Raw genomic sequence first — 15,354 nt, forward strand, 5'->3', positions numbered from 1 at the left:
AAAGCGGTTGGGTCGCTGGCCGAAATCCGGTTCAGCTTACCCGCCCGCCCTAGGCGCACAAGATGTCAGCCCTACGACATTATGCGACTATCACGAGCTTTTCGGCGGGGTTTTGGGCTTTACCGTCGAAACCGTATTGGTGTTGCCGGGGATCGTGAAACGGACCATCTCCAAATTGGCCGCGCAGGCCTGACCACCCGATGGGCGGTAACTGGACTGATATTGAACATTGTCGGCCGAAACGGTGGCGGACTTGGTAAAAATGAAAGGCGGATAGGAAACCAAAGCCCGCGAATCCACCGCCCGCCCCTTGGCGGTAATGTCGAATTCGATCTGGACCCAGCCTTCAAACCCGTAACGCAGCGCTTCCAACGGGAAGGATGACCCTCCGCCAGAACTGGTCAGCGCAGGCTTGGGGCCAATCAAGGCGCATTGTTCCTGCGTCAGACCCGTCGAGGCAAAATAGGATTGTGCCTGCGCCAAATCGCCTTTGCGCGCGATATCATTGGCAAGGCGCAACTGGGCAAACTGGCGCAGGGGGTGATGCTCGCCCAGGCGTTGGTCCTCGGCCACCTTGCGCAGATTGGTCAGGGCCTGATCGGTTTCGGCCGATTTCGGGCGGCGGGGCGTGCCCAGCAACAGCGCCGTATCCTCCGCCAAAGCGTCATTGGCCAATGGCCCATCGGCGGCCAAAGCCAACATCGCCGGATCATTCACACGGTCGACATCGGATTTGTCGCGATTGGCAGGATGGGGCCGTGCCGCTGTCAGGATGACCAGTGCGGCATGGCGGGCTTCGGCCGGAATCGCAGCACCCCCTGCCAATTCCTGCGCCCGATCGATCGAGGCCAGCACATCGGCCGTGCGCCGCAAATCACTTAAAGCCAGCAGCACTCTTGCGCCCAATTCCGCAGGGCCATCCCCCGCCTTTTGCGCGGATTCGGCCAAGGTCAACCAATCCGTTTTGACCAAAGGCCTCGGTTGATAAGGCTCGATCAGAGGCAAGGCCCATTGCGCGAACCTTTGCCGCAAAGGCTCCATCGGAGACATGCCACCGCCGCCTTCGGATCGGGTGCAGCGCAATTCCACCCGCGCGGCATAGCGGAAAAAGGCCGGAATATTGGCCGCATCCTCCGCCTTCCAGCGCCATCCCTGCACCGCGCGGGCGAAAGTCGCGGCCTTGGCATAGGAACCATTGCCATAAACCGGCTGCGCCCGTGACACGGTACCATCATCGGCAATGGTAAATTCCACCACCGCCACATCGTCCGGCTCCAGCCCGCTTTCCACACCGCAAGCGGGCGGATGGATGAAGCGCGCCGTGCTGAAAGGCGATTTGGGCAAACGCCCTGCCCCCGTCTGCGCCATATAGCGATAGGCCTGATCACGGTCACGCGCCAACATCGCCGCCTGGGCCAGATCGGCGCGGATGAAAGTATCAGACAGGCTCATGGTCGCTTTTTCACCGCCGGTCATGTCATAGGCCTTGCGCAAGGCGGCCATCGCTTCCTTCGCCTGCCCCTGATTAAGCAGCACACGACCGAGCAGATTATACCATGGCGCCAGCACAGGCTTGCCCACATCCGGCTCTTTGCTCAAAATATTCAACGCTTCGTCAATGGCATCCAGCGCCGTGCGACCTCCATCAAAACTGGTCACTTGCGCCAGACGCGCCAGATTGCCCAAACGCGCCGCGCCGGTCTGGGTGGCCAGAGCGGCATGGAGATGCACCAGCGCCGCATCATGGTCCCAACGACGGATGGCCAGAGCCGCCAATTGCCCCTCTGCCTGCCCGACTTCCTGTGCGAAATCCGCCCCCGCAGCACGCAAACGCGGCAGGCCAGCCAGCAGTTGCGTCTCGCCCTGATCAAAATCGCCGGTTTTCACCATGCAATCGCCACGGCGCACCGCTATCGCGGCATAGGGCAAGGAACCGGGCCGGAACCGCCCGTCCTGCGCCAGACCGGCAAAGATCGGCAAAGCCGTGGCGCAATCATTGGCCGCCCATGCATCGGTGGCGGCGTTGAAGCGGCTTTGCAAATCTTGGGTTGAAGGGGCCGAAGGTGCCTGTGCCCAAGCCGTGCCGACATAGGCACAAGAGCCAAGGAAGGACAATAAAGCCGAAGAAGCGCGCATCGAACCATTCCCGTTGGCAAAACAATTTTGTCGTTTTACTAAAAGCCGATGCGCAACTTGTCCAACTGTTTGAAATTCGGCCTATCGATTTTGGGGCTATTTTGGGCCGACCACGCCATGGCCGCGCAGGAAAGCCCGTCCGCGCAGCCCCGCAAGATCATCCTGCTGGGGGCTCGATGGTGCGCGCCCTGCATAGCCGAATTGCGCGACCTGCCGCGTCTGGTCGCCGCCGCCGCGCCGGATCGCATCGCGCTGGCATGGGTGGACCGTCCGCCTGCCTTGCCACCCGCTCTGGCGGCACAGGTCGACATTATCGCCCTGCCACAGGCCCATGCGCTGGCCTTGCGCTTGGGCGGGCAGGGATTTGGCCTGCCGATGGCGGCGATCATGGCTTCGTCTGGCCAATATTGCCGCCCATGGCCACACAGCCTTTCCCCCGAAAGGCTGCCCGACCTTCGCCAAAGCTGCGATTAAAACTCGACCTCCAGCTCTTCCATTTCCTCTGCCTCGGCCAAGGCAGCCTCGCGCCATTCCACCATCGGCGCCCATTGCGCGATGGTCTGGCAATAGGCCGCGCTGGCGGGGCTGACCGGCACAGCATAGGTGATAAAGCGCGTGGTGACCGGCGCATACATGGCGTCCGCAATCGTGGGCTCCGCGCCAAACAGGAAAGGCCCGCCATAGGTGGACAGGCATTCCTGCCAGATCGCCTCGATCCGCTCGATATCAGGACGCGCGCCGGAAAAGACAGGGAATTTCTGGTGGCTAACCTTCAGGTTCATCGGCAAGGCCGAACGTAGATTGGTAAAGCCGGAATGGATCTCGCCGCTGATCGAGCGGCAATGGGCGCGGGCAATCGGATCAGCGGGCAGCAGATGCGCCTGCGGGTATAGTTCGTTCAGATATTCGGCAATGGCCAGAGTGTCCCACACACTGGCCCCCTGATGCGTCAGGCGCGGCACCAGCACCGAAGGGCTGAGCAGCAGCAGTTCGGCGCGGTTGGCGGCATTGTTCTCCACCCGCTTTTCCTCGACCTCCAGCCCCGCCATACGGCACAACAACCAGCCACGCAGGCTCCATGCCGAATAGGTTTTGCTCGAAATCGTCAGCGTGGCCTTGGCCATAGGTCTGCTCCTGTATCCGCGCGGGCCTGCCCTTTGATATGCGTATGGGGCGGGCCTTTGGGGCGACTATACGCCCTGTTTCAGATTTCGCCAGTGCGGCATTGCATAGGTGCAAACAGGGTAAATATCCCGTAAACTGCTTGCCAAGCGCGATGATGCAGCGCAGCATCAGGCATAAAGACCTGCCGCCTGCGCATGATTCTGTCATCGAACCATGCCGGTCGCGCAGAGATCGAACGGGACGTATCATGTTATATCAAGCCTATCAGACCTTTTCCGACATGATGGCGCCATCGCGCCAAATGGCCGCTGGCGCGCTGGCGCTGCGTGACCAGTTCTGGCCGGAACTGGATGACTGGGCTTTCCCGCGCCGCCTGCATGCCCTGTGCGAGACCTTTGCCCTTTCCGCCATAACGCATGAACGCACATCTTTCGGCATTGATACCGCGCAAGTGGGCAACAAAAAGGTGGCCGTGCGTGAGGAAGTGATCACCAATCTGCCCTTTGGCGACCTGTTGCATTTCGCCAAGGACGAGGTGCTGGTGCCCCAGCCCAAGATGCTGGTGGTGGCCCCCTTGTCGGGCCATTATGCCTCGCTGTTGAAAAACACGGTGGAAGTGCTGCTGCGCGACCATGATGTTTACATCACCGATTGGCGCAATGCGCGGGATGTGCCGCTGTCCGCAGGGCGCTTCGGATTGGAAGATTACACCGATTACGTCATCACCTTCCTGCAGGAACTCGGGCCGCGCAGCCATTTGCTGGCCGTGTGCCAGCCCTGCGTTTCGGCGCTGGCGGCGGTGGCGGTAATGTCGGCGGAACGCGATCCCTCCACCCCGCGCAGCCTGACGCTGATGGGCGGGCCGGTCGATGTGCGCGAAGCGCCGACCATCGTCAATGAACTGGCCAATGCCAACAGTTTCGACTGGTTCGAGGCCAATCTGATCAGCCAAGTGCCATGGCGTTACAAGGGCGCCGGGCGCAGCGTCTATCCCGGCTTCCTGCAACTCACCGCCTTTATGTCGATGAACCCGTCTCGCCATTTTGACCAGTTCCGCAAACTCTATCAGGCCCGCGTCGACCAACGTTCTGGCGATGCCCACAAAATCCATGATTTCTATGAAGAATATATGGCCGTACTGGATCTGACGGCGGAATTCTATCTGGAAACCATCGACCAGGTGTTCCAGCGCGCCACTTTGGCCAAGGGCGAGATGATGCATCGCGGGCAATTGGTGGATTGCGGGGCGATCCGCAACACCGCCCTGCTGACCGTCGAGGGCGAGCGGGACGATATTTGCGGCGTGGGCCAGACCGCCGCCGCGCATCGCCTGTGCACGTCTCTACGCCCCCATTTGCGCCGCCACCATTTGCAGCCGGGGGTCGGCCATTATGGCGTCTTCTCCGGCTCCAAATGGGAAAAGCAGATTTACCCGCAGGTGCGCAATCTGGTGCTGGCGATGGGTTAAACCATGATGGGAGTTAAACCATGATGGGAGTTAAGTCATCGGGTGGCTGGCCAGACTGAACAGGCGCTGCGCCTGTGGGTCGACGGATTGGCCGATCACCAAACGCGCGACATGTTCACCCACCATCGGGCCATGCTTGAAACCATGCCCACCGCCCGCAAAGGCCAGCCAGACATTGGCATAATCGGGATGGCGGTCGAGGATGAAATGGGTGTTGGGCGCATCATCGACCTGACACACGCGGCTTTCCATGATCGGCGCGCCCGCCAGAGCGGGGAAGCGCGCAGCGATATAGGCGCGGGAGGCCTTGATCAGTTCCTCACGCGGCATGCGTTCGGCAGTATCGGGGTCCAGCGCCACACGCGGGCCGGGAGCGACAGAATATTTCAGGCCGCGCTCGATGCTGCCAAAGCCCCAGCCGCCACGGATATGGTCATGCCACAAGGGTTGATGCGGCCAACTGAAACGCGGATCGCCCGCCGGCGTGCCGTAATAGAGATATTCGCTGCGCCACACGTTAACGCGCGGCTTGGCGAGGTCTGGAAACAGCTTGCCCGCCCAAGGGCCAACCGCGAAAACATAATTCCCCGCCGACAGGCTGTCTCCGCCATCCAGCTTGAGGTTCAGCAACCGTCCGCCCTTCGCGTCACCGGGCACCGCGCGGGCAAAGCGGGACTGGCCACCCTTTTTCTCAAAGGATTCGATCACCGCCAGCACCGCTTCGCGTGCCTTTACCAGCACCGAACTGGCGGCGGTTTCCACGAAAGCGAAATCCACATCGTCAAACGCCATTTGCGGGAACCGGCGGCGCAATTCGGCACGGTCGGCCAATTCATAGGGCAGTTTCAGATCGTCAAAGATCTGACGCTGCGCCTTCATCCCGTCGGTCCAATGGTCGGTCAGTTCGATCCGCGCACTGGGGTATAACAGCTTGCGCCCGAACTCCGCCTCCCGCGCCCGCCAGCGAGCCAGTGCCTTGACCGACATGGCCGAATAGAACGCCTGATCGCCATAACCCGAACGGATCGAACGCGTCTCGCCCGAGGAGGAAGCGCGCGGGCTGACCGGCCCATATTGGTCAAGGCTGACCACCGACAGGCCCGCCTCGCGCAGGGATAGCGCGGCAAAGGCGCCAAACACCCCTGCCCCCACCACGGCCACATCGGGCGCGCCACCGGCCACCGCCGCCGCCTTGCTTAAAGCAGGGGCCGCCACCAAGGCCCCGCTGGCAGACAGGAAATGGCGACGATGCAACATGGTGAGGCTCCCTTTCAAACAGACCCCGCCCTTGGCGCGCAATGCCCGTGGCGAACAATGCGCCAAACTGCGAAAGGCAAAAAAATGGGTTGGCCTTGGACATGAAAACCAAGACCAACCCTTAGAAGAACGTCCGACGCGGCCGGTGTGTATTGGGAGTGGGACCGCGCCGGACGCCCTCCGGCTTGCGCCGGAGGCTCTGGGAGAGAGGGTTAGAAGAAGCCAAGCTTCTTGGGGCTGTAGCTGACCAGCATGTTCTTGGTCTGTTGATAGTGGTCGAGCATCATCTTGTGGGTTTCGCGGCCAATGCCCGACTGCTTGTAGCCACCGAAAGCGGCATGGGCCGGATAGGCATGGTAGCAATTGGTCCACACACGGCCCGCCTGAATGGCACGGCCAAAGCGGTAGCAGGTGTTGGCATCACGGCTCCACACGCCAGCGCCAAGGCCAAAGGCGGTGTCATTGGCAATGGCCAGCGCTTCTTCCTGCGTCTTGAACGTGGTGGTGGACACCACAGGGCCAAAGATTTCTTCCTGGAAGATGCGCATCTTGTTATGGCCCTTGAACACGGTGGGCTGCACATAGAAGCCGCCCGACAGGTCGCCACCCAGTTGCGCCGCGCCGCCGCCGATCAACACTTGCGCGCCTTCGTCACGGCCAATGTCGATATAGCGCAGGATCTTTTCCTGCTGTTCCTGACTGGCCTGCGCGCCGATCATGGTCGCCATGTCCAGCGGGCTGCCCTGAACGATGGCGGCCACACGGGCCAGCGCCTTTTCCATGAAGCGATCATAGATCGATTCCTGAATGAGCGCGCGGCTGGGGCAGGTGCAGACTTCACCCTGATTGAGCGCGAACATCACAAAGCCTTCGACTGCCTTGTCAAAGAAATCATCGTCAGCGGCACAAACGTCTTCAAAGAAGATGTTGGGGCTCTTGCCGCCCAGTTCCAGCGTGACGGGGATCAGGTTTTCCGAGGCATATTGCATGATCAGGCGACCGGTGCTGGTTTCACCGGTAAAGGCGATCTTGGCGATGCGCTTGGACGAGGCCAAGGGCTTGCCTGCTTCGATGCCAAAGCCGTTGACGATGTTGAGCACGCCCGCAGGCAGCAGATCGGCGATGATTTCGGCCAGCACGAGGATCGAGGCAGGAGTCTGTTCGGCAGGCTTGAGCACCACGCAGTTACCCGCCGCAATCGCAGGAGCCAGCTTCCATGCCGCCATCAGGATCGGGAAGTTCCAGGGAATGATCTGCCCCACCACACCCAAGGGCTCATGGAAGTGATAGGCCATCGTGTCATGGTCGATCTCGCCAATGCTGCCTTCCTGAGCGCGGATGCAACCGGCGAAATAGCGGAAATGGTCAATCGCCAGCGGGATATCAGCGGCGGTCGTTTCGCGGATCGGCTTGCCATTGTCCCATGTCTCGGCCAGCGCCAGCTTGCCCAGATTCGCTTCCAGACGGTCGGCGATGCGCGTCAGCACCAGAGCGCGTTCGGCAGGGCTGGTACGGCCCCAGCCTTCGCGGGCAGCATGGGCAGCGTCCAGCGCCAGTTCAATATCAGCAGCGTCCGAACGAGCCACGCGGCAAACGCTTTGGCCAGTAATGGGCGAGATATTGTCAAAATAGCGGCCAGCGACCGGAGCGACCCAACGACCACCGATGAAATTGTCATAGCTGGCGGCAAAGGGCGAGTTCAATTGCGTGCGCGGAGCGGTCAAAACGTCTTCCATGGTTCATGCTTCTCATCTTCGGGCCTTGCTGGCCGATTTGATGAAAGCTGTGTCCCACGCTTTGCCCTAGCCGCCTAGCGGGGGGCCATAGACGCCCCTGCCCCGCTGTCTCATTCTTGAGACAGGTCCAGCCCGGCTCGTTCCATACGCCGGTAAAAAGTGGCGCGCCCGATGCCCAGCAACTTGGCCGCCGCCGCCACATTCCCCCCGCTACGCGCCAAAGCCTGTCGCAAGGTGGCCCTTTCGCTCGACTCATAGCCCGCCGCACCACCGATCAGATCGTCCAGCGGGCGCGGTGCCAAATCGACCTCATTGCCCAGATGATAGAGCAAGCGCGCGGCGCGTGTCGCCCCCACCACCAGCCCATCACGGTCAACCGCCAGCAAGGCCTGCCCGCGCGCGCCTGCGGCCAGCACGATGCGGCGGCCCGAATAATGACGGCAGAAATAATCCCGCTCGATATGCCGCGCCGCATCCTGCACCAAGGCCCCGATCAGCGAGGCCATACCATCGCCATGGTCCGCCCGCGCGCTTGATACATCCAGCGCGCCCGCAAGCCGCCCTGCGGGATCGAAAATCGGTGCGTCCATACAAGACACCGCTATATTGCGTGCCGAGAAATGCTCATGCCGCTGGATCGTCACCGGACGCGCCTCGACCAGACAGGTGCCAATGCCATTGGTCCCCTCGCTGGCCTCGCTCCAATTGCTGCCCGACACCAGACCGGAGGATTCAAAGAAAGGCGCATCAGCGGCGCTTTTGCGCTCTTGCAGGATGACCCCCTCGCTATCGGCCATGATCACACAGCAACCGGTCAAGCCCACCTGCGCATAGAGACGGTCCAGCACCGGCTCGGCCACCGCCAGCAGATCGCCATGGCTGGCCAGCCTGCGCTGCAACTCGGCCGCCTCCAACCTCTCACCACGCAGGCTACGAGCCGGGTCCAGCCCATGATGCAAGGCCGAACGGCACCAGCTCGCCGCCACCGCCGACAGCGCTGCCTGTGATGAATGGATGGTGCTGAACACCAATGCGCTATGCTTGGAGTCTGATTGCGACACGGACCTCTCCACCACGGCTGGTTCCTACCAGTCCGGTTCCCGCCCTATGGGGAATATGTCCGTATTTCGGCCAAACCACGCCGCTTGGCAAGCCCTTTGCCACAGGTTGAAACCGTTACCGCCCGTGTCGAAATGGCGCCATCGGGGGGATGGTTCCCTATTCCCATTACAATCAGACGCCTTAACGGCGACCCTTCATCCGCGACCACATGGCCCGCACGCGCGCGGTTGCCTCGGCATGGCCGGTACCATCGACATCCATGGCATCATCATAACCGGCGCGGATCACCTTGGCGCGATCTTCCGGTGTGGAATCCACCATCAATGCCACCAGCAGGCGGTTGCGCAGCAGCGGCATATTGCCCTGAAGCACATCGACCATACGGCCCGCATCCATCCCGCCCACGATCAGGCAGTCAAAATCCGAGCGCATACTGGAGAGGAAATGGGTATCATTTTCTGCGTAGCGGAAGTGTTGAACCGAAGAAAAAACACTATCGATCCAATGGTTGCAAAGGAATCGACTGCTGTCACCCAGCGACAGATAACGGACCCGAACTTCCCGGGCAGGGATAAGGTCACGAGCCTCGACTTGCTGCGAAAGCATGATTGCGCTCGCATTAGCACTAAAAGCATAGGCCGATTGATGGTAGTTCATGATCAGTCCCCCACTTGCCGTCGGGCGGGAATTTCGCCAAACCATTCTACTCTCGTCTTTTTTCGCAATCCTTGTGAATTGCTACCGATACATTAACCATAAACTACGTCAGAAGTTCCCCAGCCAATAAGGGTTCCAAACAATTTTTTTGATAACGTAGAATCACTGATCATATTAAGGCGGCATATTAATACTCTACTTCGTGAACCCTACCCCCACCAGAAAAGAGCAGCTCGTCAACGCCGCAGCACGGCCAGAAACATTTCCTTACAATTCAGCAAGCGACAAGCGAGATCACTTGTCTAATGCTGCACTTGCACTTGGCCCGCATGCCAAGAACCTATGGTTAAAGCAGGAATGTATCATGCCTCTGACGGCCAATTCCGGCAAAGATAGACCCTGGCTGCGAGCCGGTTGCTCGCTGGCATTGTTACTATGCGCCCCATCAGTCATCGCCGGTGAAACCTACACACTGAGTCAACTCGAAGATCTGGCGTTAAGCGGCAACCCTGCCCTGCAATCGGCGGCGCGTTCGGTGGATGGCGCGGCTGCGGCTATTCAAACCGCGCGTGCCTATCCCGATCCGCAGGTGGAATATATGGCCGGCTCCACCCGTTATCGCCCCAACGTCAGCGGGGTTTCGGGAGCCTTGGACAGCCTGTCGATCAGCCAGCCGCTGGACCTGCCCTTTCGCCGCAACCCGCGCATTGCCGCTGCCAAGGCCGGACGCGATGCCAGCGCGGCAGCCTATCGCGTGTTCGAGAATGACTGGATTGCCGATCTGCGCCGTGCCTATTTCGATGTGCTGCGGCGGCGGGCGGAAAAGGATAATACCCAGCAAGACCTCTCGCTGATGCAATCGGTCTATACCAAGATCAAATTGCGGGTGGAGCAAGGCGACGCGCCCCGCATCGAACTGATCCGCGCCGAGGCCGATCTGCTCAACGTGCAGAAAAACGCACAGGCCGCCATGCTGCGCGAGGAACAGGCTCTGCTCCAGCTGCGCGCCATGGTCGGCCCGCAATTGCCGGTGGATTACACCGTCACCGGCCAGTTGGACCAACCCTTGCCGCTGCCCCCGCTGGGTGGTCTGGTGGACAAGGCGCTTTCGGCCAATCCCTCGCTCGATCAAGCCCGCGCCCAAAGCGAACAGGCCCGCCACCGGTTGGACTATGAGGAAGCCGGACGCCTGCCCACAGTAACCCTGCGCGCCAATCGTCAGGTGGACCGCGAGATCCGGCAGGATATGATCGGCCTCAACCTGTCCATCCCCCTGTGGGACCGCCGCCTTGGCCCCGTGCGCGAGGCCAAGGCGCAACTGGCGCAGAGCCAATTGGCGCTGGACGCCCAGACCTATGCCATCCGGCAGGATCTGGAAATTGCCCTGCGCCAATATGAAGTGGCGCAGGCGCAGGTGGTGGCTCTGGAAAATGGCGTGGTGGCGCAGGCCCGCGCTGCCGTGGCCGTGGCCGAAACCGCCTATCGCGCGGGCGAGCGCGGGCTGATGGATGTGCTGGACGCCCAGCGCGTGTTCCGTTCCGCCCGCGCTGATCTGATCGCCAGTCGCTTTGAACTGGCCGCCGCCTGGGTGGATATCCAGCGCCTGATCGCCGCACCTTCACAAAACCCCGCTTCCAGCCCGACTCCAGCCAACCGGATCAACCCATGAAAAAGCTGACCTTCCTGCTTATCCCCCTGCTGCTGGCCGGATGCGGCGAGAGCGAGGACAAGCCCTCAGCCAAAGCCCCTGCCGACCCCATGCTGGTAGTGGCGCCCGCGGCTTTGGTGCAGAGGCTGAAAACGGCCAAGGTGGAAACCATGCCGGTGGCCGAAACCCTGCGCGTGGCGGGCCAGATCGATTTTGACGAGAACCGCGTGGCCCGCATTGGCGCCACGGTGACGGGTCGCGTATCGGCTATGGCGGCCAATATCGGGCAGATGGTGGGGCGCGGCACGGTGCTGGCGCAGATTACCAGCACCGATCTGACCACGCAGCAACTGGCCTATGTGCGGGCCAAATCGGCCTATGAATTGAACCGCCGCAATGCCGAACGCGCCAAGACCCTGTTTGCCGCCGATGTGATCTCGGCTGCCGAGTTGCAAAAGCGTGAGAGCGAGTTTCAGGTCTCCGCCGCCGAAATGCGCGCGGCGGCTGACCAACTCCGCCTGCTGGGCGTATCGGGCGCGGCGCTGGGGCAATTGAGCGCAAGGGGCGCGGTCCATTCCGCCTCGCAAGTCACCTCCACCATGAGCGGCGTGGTGGTCGAACGCCATCTCTCGCTGGGGCAAGTGGTGCAGCCTTCGGATGCGCTTTTCGTGGTGGCCGATCTGTCCAAGGTCTGGGCCGTGGCGCAAGTGCCCGAGCAGCAGGTGCGCTTTGTCCGCGTGGGCGAAGTGGTGGATCTGGATATACCCGCGCTGGGCGGGGAAAAGCGCAGCGGCAAGCTGGTGTTTGTGGGCCAGACTGTAGACCCCACCACCCGCACGGTGGTGATCCGCACCGAACTGGACAATGCCAAGGGCGATCTGAAACCCTCCATGCTGGCCACGATGCTGGTCAAGGGCGAGGCGCAGCCGCGTCTGGTGGTGCCTTCCTCCGCCGTGGTGCGCGAAAACAATCTGGACCATGTTTTCGTAGCCGAGGCCAATGGCCACTATCGCCTGCGGCAGGTCAAGCTGGGCGAGGATCAGGCGGGCAAGCGCGTGGTGCTGACCGGCCTGAAGGCTGGCGAGAATGTGGTGGTGGAAGGCAGCTTCTATCTTAACACTGAACGCAACCGGCAGGCGGTGGAAGGGCAATGATCACAGGGCTGATCCGCGCCGCGCTGAAACAGCGGCTGATTGTGGTGGTGGTGGCGCTGGCGCTGCTGGGCTTTGGCTTTGCCGCGGTTCAGCAATTGTCGGTGGACGCTTTCCCCGATGTCACCAATGTGCAGGTGCAGATTGCCACCGAAGCCTCTGGCCGCAGCCCCGAGGAAGTGGAGCGCATGGCCACCGCCCCGATCGAGGTAGCGATGACCGGCCTGCCGGGGCTGGAGGAGATGCGCTCGCTCAACAAGCCGGGTCTGTCGCTGATCACCTTGGTGTTTACCGAGCAGACCAATGTCTATTTCGCCCGCCAATTGGTGATGGAGCGCTTGGCCGAACTGGGGCCGAAACTGACGCCAGGCATTGCGCCGGTGCTGGGCCCTGTCTCCACCGGCCTTGGCGAGGTCTATCAATATACGCTGGACCGGCCCGACGACAAAGGCCGCCAATTGACGCCGGAAGAGCTGACCCAGCGCCGTCTGGTGCAGGACTGGGTGGTGCGCCCGCTGCTGCGATCCATCTCGGGCGTGGCGGAAATCAACTCGCAGGGCGGCTTTCCGCGTCAGTATCAGGTCTTGGTCAACCCTGACCGGTTGCGCCACTATCAGGTGAGCGTGGCCGATGTATTTTCCGCCGTGGCGCGCAACAATGCCAATGCAGGCGGCGGTGTCCTGCCGCAATTTGCCGAACAATATCTGATCCGTGGCGTGGGCCTTGTGAAAAACGAGGAAGATCTGCGCAATATCGTGATCCGCGAGAATGCCAGCCAACCGCTCTATCTGCGCGATGTGGCCGAGGTGAAGATCGGCGCGGGCGTGCGCGAGGGCGCGATCATCCAGAATGGCACCAGCGAGGCCGTGGGCGGCGTGGTGATGATGATGGCGGGCGGCAATGCCAAGCAGATCGTCAGCCGCGTGAAGGAGAAGGTGGAGCAGATCAACAGCAAGGGCATGTTGCCCGATGGCCTGAAAATCGTGCCCTATTACGACCGCTCCGAACTGGTGGACGCCGCGCTGCACACCGTCACCAAGGTGCTGATGGAAGGCATCGTGCTGGTGGTGGTCATCCTCTTCCTGTTCCTTGGCGATATTCGCTCCTCGCTGATCGTGGTGGCCACTTTGGTGCTCACCCCGCTCATCACCTTCATGGCGATGAACAAATTGGGCATCTCGGCCAATCTGATGAGCCTTGGCGGTTTGGCGATTGCCATTGGCCTGATGGTGGACGGATCGGTGGTGGTGGTGGAAAATGCCTTTGCGCAATTGGGCACCTCCGCCGCCAAGGGCCAGACCAAGGCCCGCGTGATCCTGCAGGCTGTGGTGGAAGTGGCCACGCCGGTGATCTTTGGCGTGGGCGTTATCATCCTTGTGTTCCTACCTCTGATGACCTTGCAGGGCATGGAGGGCAAGATGTTTGCCCCGCTGGCCTACACCATCGCCATCGCACTGGCTGTCTCGCTCGTGCTCAGCCTGACCCTGACGCCGGTGCTGTCGACCTATCTGCTGAAAGCGCCCGAGCATGATGGCGACCATGACACCAAGATCATCGCGTGGATGAAAGCGCGTTATCTCAAAATGCTGGGCTGGGCCTTGGGCAATGAACGCAAGACGGTGGCCTATACTCTGGGTGCCCTGCTGTTTGCCGTGGCTCTGTTCCCCTTCCTTGGCACCGCCTTCATTCCCGAAATGAAGGAAGGATCGCTGGTGCCCGGCATCAACCGCGTTCCCAATATCGCGCTGGACGAATCGATCCGTATCGAAATGGAAGCCATGCGTCTGGTGATGCAGGTGCCAGGGGTAAAATCGGCGGTGTCGGGCGTGGGGCGCGGGGAAAGCGCGGCAGACCCGCAAGGTCCCAATGAATCCACCCCCATCGTCAGCCTGAAACCGCGCGACGAATGGCCCGATGGTTGGGATCAGGACGATATTGCCGAAGCCATGCGTGAAAAGCTCAAGGCCCTGCCCGGCATCCAGATCGTGATGGCCCAGCCCATTTCCGACCGCGTGGACGAGATGGTGACCGGCGTACGTTCCGACATTGCCGTCAAGGTGTTTGGCGACGATCTGGAACAGTTGAAGGCCAAGGCCGAAGAAATCGCCCGCGTTGCCCGCTCTTTGAAGGGCGCGGAAGACTTGCGGATCGAAAAGATCAGCGGCCAGCAATATCTCTCGATCGACATCGACCGGCAGGCGGTGGCCCGTTACGGGCTGAATGTGGCGGATGTGAACGACCTGATCGAAACCGCCGTGGGCGGGAAAGCCGCCACCGAAATCTTTGAAGGCGAGCGCCGCTTCCCCGCTGTCGTCCGCCTGCCTGCGGATCGCCGCGCCAATATTCAGGCGATTTCCGATCTGCTGGTGCCCTCCCCCGGCGGCGCGCAGGTGCGTTTGGCCGATGTGGCGCATATTTCGGTGATGGATGGCCCCGCGCAAATCAGCCGTGAAAGCGGCAAGCGCCGCATCGTGATCGGCATGAATGTAAAGGGCCGCGATCTGGGCGGCTTTGTGGCCGAGTTGCAGCAAAAGGTGGGTGCGCAGGTCAAATTGCCCGAAGGCTATTATCTGGAATGGGGTGGACAGTTCCAGAATATGGAACGCGCTCTGGGCCATTTGATGATCATTGTGCCAATCACCGTGGCGGCGATTTTCTTCCTGCTCTTCGTGCTGTTCAACTCGATCCGTCTGGCCAGCCTGATCATCACCGTGCTGCCCTTTGCCAGCATTGGCGGGGTGATCGGCCTGTTTGTCTCGGGCGAATATCTTTCGGTACCGGCTTCGGTGGGCTTTATCGCGCTATGGGGCATTGCGGTGCTCAATGGCGTGGTGCTGGTAAGCTATATCCGGAAACTGCGCGAGGAAGGCATGAGCGTGGCAGAAGCGGTGCGCCATGGGGCCACCATGCGTTTCCGCCCCGTGATGATGACCGCCACCGTGGCCTTGTTGGGGCTGATCCCCTTCCTCTTCTCCACGGGCCCCGGCGCAGAGGTGCAGCGCCCGCTGGCTATTGTGGTGATTGGCGGGATCATCACCTCCACGCTGCTTACGCTTTTGGTCCTACCCACCATTTACCGCTTCTTTGACAGCGAGCCTTTAGAAGCATGAGCCT

At 61.3% G+C, this 15,354-nt stretch carries 11 protein-coding genes; 5 read left to right on the forward strand and 6 right to left on the reverse strand.

Annotated elements, in window-relative coordinates:
- Window positions 1–90: 90 nt before the first annotated feature.
- Complete coding sequence (locus tag EOE18_RS11820; RefSeq protein ID WP_127709738.1) at window positions 91–2,136, reverse strand: hypothetical protein; 2,046 nt, start codon at window positions 2,134–2,136, stop codon at window positions 91–93.
- Window positions 2,137–2,253: 117 nt separating this feature from the next.
- Between EOE18_RS11820 and EOE18_RS11825 the strand changes: the two genes are divergently transcribed.
- Window positions 2,254–2,610 (forward strand): hypothetical protein, encoded by a 357-nt coding sequence (locus EOE18_RS11825; RefSeq protein ID WP_127709740.1) that lies wholly within the window; start codon window positions 2,254–2,256, stop codon window positions 2,608–2,610.
- Here EOE18_RS11825 and EOE18_RS11830 read toward each other — a convergent pair.
- Window positions 2,607–3,260: a glutathione S-transferase gene (locus EOE18_RS11830; protein ID WP_127709742.1), complete on the reverse strand. Its 654-nt coding sequence runs from the start codon at window positions 3,258–3,260 to the stop codon at window positions 2,607–2,609. The two genes, EOE18_RS11825 and EOE18_RS11830, sit on opposite strands and share 4 nt — an antisense overlap.
- Window positions 3,261–3,508: 248 nt before the next feature.
- Between EOE18_RS11830 and EOE18_RS11835 the strand changes: the two genes are divergently transcribed.
- On the forward strand, window positions 3,509–4,729 hold the full coding sequence (locus EOE18_RS11835) for a polyhydroxyalkanoate depolymerase (protein WP_127709744.1): 1,221 nt from the start codon (window positions 3,509–3,511) through the stop codon (window positions 4,727–4,729).
- Window positions 4,730–4,759: 30 nt separating this feature from the next.
- Here EOE18_RS11835 and EOE18_RS11840 read toward each other — a convergent pair whose 3' ends face one another.
- The 4 genes from EOE18_RS11840 to EOE18_RS11855 all read right to left on the reverse strand — a co-directional run bounded on the left by EOE18_RS11840 (window position 4,760) and on the right by EOE18_RS11855 (window position 9,441).
- Window positions 4,760–5,986 carry an NAD(P)/FAD-dependent oxidoreductase gene (locus tag EOE18_RS11840; RefSeq protein WP_127709746.1) on the reverse strand — a complete coding sequence of 409 codons (1,227 nt, stop codon included), beginning with the start codon at window positions 5,984–5,986 and terminating at the stop codon, window positions 4,760–4,762.
- A 212-nt stretch (window positions 5,987–6,198) separates the two neighbouring features.
- Complete coding sequence (gene adh, locus EOE18_RS11845; protein ID WP_127709748.1) at window positions 6,199–7,722, reverse strand: aldehyde dehydrogenase; 1,524 nt, start codon at window positions 7,720–7,722, stop codon at window positions 6,199–6,201.
- 110 nt (window positions 7,723–7,832) lie between these two features.
- A complete protein-coding gene (locus tag EOE18_RS11850) occupies window positions 7,833–8,783 on the reverse strand; it encodes a GAF domain-containing protein (protein WP_246027414.1) in 951 nt (316 codons plus the stop codon).
- 181 nt (window positions 8,784–8,964) lie between these two features.
- Entirely contained in the window at window positions 8,965–9,441 is a 477-nt protein-coding gene (locus tag EOE18_RS11855) for a hypothetical protein (RefSeq protein ID WP_127709750.1), read from the reverse strand.
- A gap of 364 nt (window positions 9,442–9,805) precedes the next feature.
- Between EOE18_RS11855 and EOE18_RS11860 the strand changes: the two genes are divergently transcribed.
- The 3 genes from EOE18_RS11860 to EOE18_RS11870 are packed head-to-tail and all read left to right on the forward strand — an operon-like array spanning window position 9,806 to window position 15,350.
- Complete coding sequence (locus EOE18_RS11860; RefSeq protein WP_127709752.1) at window positions 9,806–11,110, forward strand: TolC family protein; 1,305 nt, start codon at window positions 9,806–9,808, stop codon at window positions 11,108–11,110.
- Window positions 11,107–12,243, forward strand: a complete 1,137-nt coding sequence (locus tag EOE18_RS11865; protein ID WP_127709754.1) for an efflux RND transporter periplasmic adaptor subunit — start codon at window positions 11,107–11,109, stop codon at window positions 12,241–12,243. Before EOE18_RS11860 ends, EOE18_RS11865 begins: the two co-directional genes overlap by 4 nt.
- Window positions 12,240–15,350, forward strand: a complete 3,111-nt coding sequence (locus EOE18_RS11870; RefSeq protein ID WP_127709756.1) for an efflux RND transporter permease subunit — start codon at window positions 12,240–12,242, stop codon at window positions 15,348–15,350. Before EOE18_RS11865 ends, EOE18_RS11870 begins: the two co-directional genes overlap by 4 nt.
- Window positions 15,351–15,354 lie beyond the last annotated feature (4 nt).

The organism is Novosphingobium umbonatum (assembly GCF_004005905.1).
In the GTDB taxonomy this organism is placed as follows: Bacteria; Pseudomonadota; Alphaproteobacteria; order Sphingomonadales; family Sphingomonadaceae; genus Novosphingobium; species Novosphingobium umbonatum.

Excerpts from the sequence above, each read along its gene's own strand:
- EOE18_RS11870 (WP_127709756.1), top strand. The coding sequence starts at position 12,240 with ATGATCACAGGGCTGATCCGCGCCGCGCTGAAACAGCGGCTGATTGTG.
- EOE18_RS11825 (WP_127709740.1), top strand. The coding sequence starts at position 2,254 with ATGGCCGCGCAGGAAAGCCCGTCCGCGCAGCCCCGCAAGATCATCCTG.
- EOE18_RS11835 (WP_127709744.1), top strand. The coding sequence starts at position 3,509 with ATGTTATATCAAGCCTATCAGACCTTTTCCGACATGATGGCGCCATCG.
- EOE18_RS11855 (WP_127709750.1), bottom strand. The coding sequence starts at position 9,441 with ATGAACTACCATCAATCGGCCTATGCTTTTAGTGCTAATGCGAGCGCA.
- EOE18_RS11820 (WP_127709738.1), bottom strand. The coding sequence starts at position 2,136 with ATGCGCGCTTCTTCGGCTTTATTGTCCTTCCTTGGCTCTTGTGCCTAT.
- EOE18_RS11860 (WP_127709752.1), top strand. The coding sequence starts at position 9,806 with ATGCCTCTGACGGCCAATTCCGGCAAAGATAGACCCTGGCTGCGAGCC.
- EOE18_RS11830 (WP_127709742.1), bottom strand. The coding sequence starts at position 3,260 with ATGGCCAAGGCCACGCTGACGATTTCGAGCAAAACCTATTCGGCATGG.
- EOE18_RS11840 (WP_127709746.1), bottom strand. The coding sequence starts at position 5,986 with ATGTTGCATCGTCGCCATTTCCTGTCTGCCAGCGGGGCCTTGGTGGCG.
- EOE18_RS11865 (WP_127709754.1), top strand. The coding sequence starts at position 11,107 with ATGAAAAAGCTGACCTTCCTGCTTATCCCCCTGCTGCTGGCCGGATGC.
- adh (WP_127709748.1), bottom strand. The coding sequence starts at position 7,722 with ATGGAAGACGTTTTGACCGCTCCGCGCACGCAATTGAACTCGCCCTTT.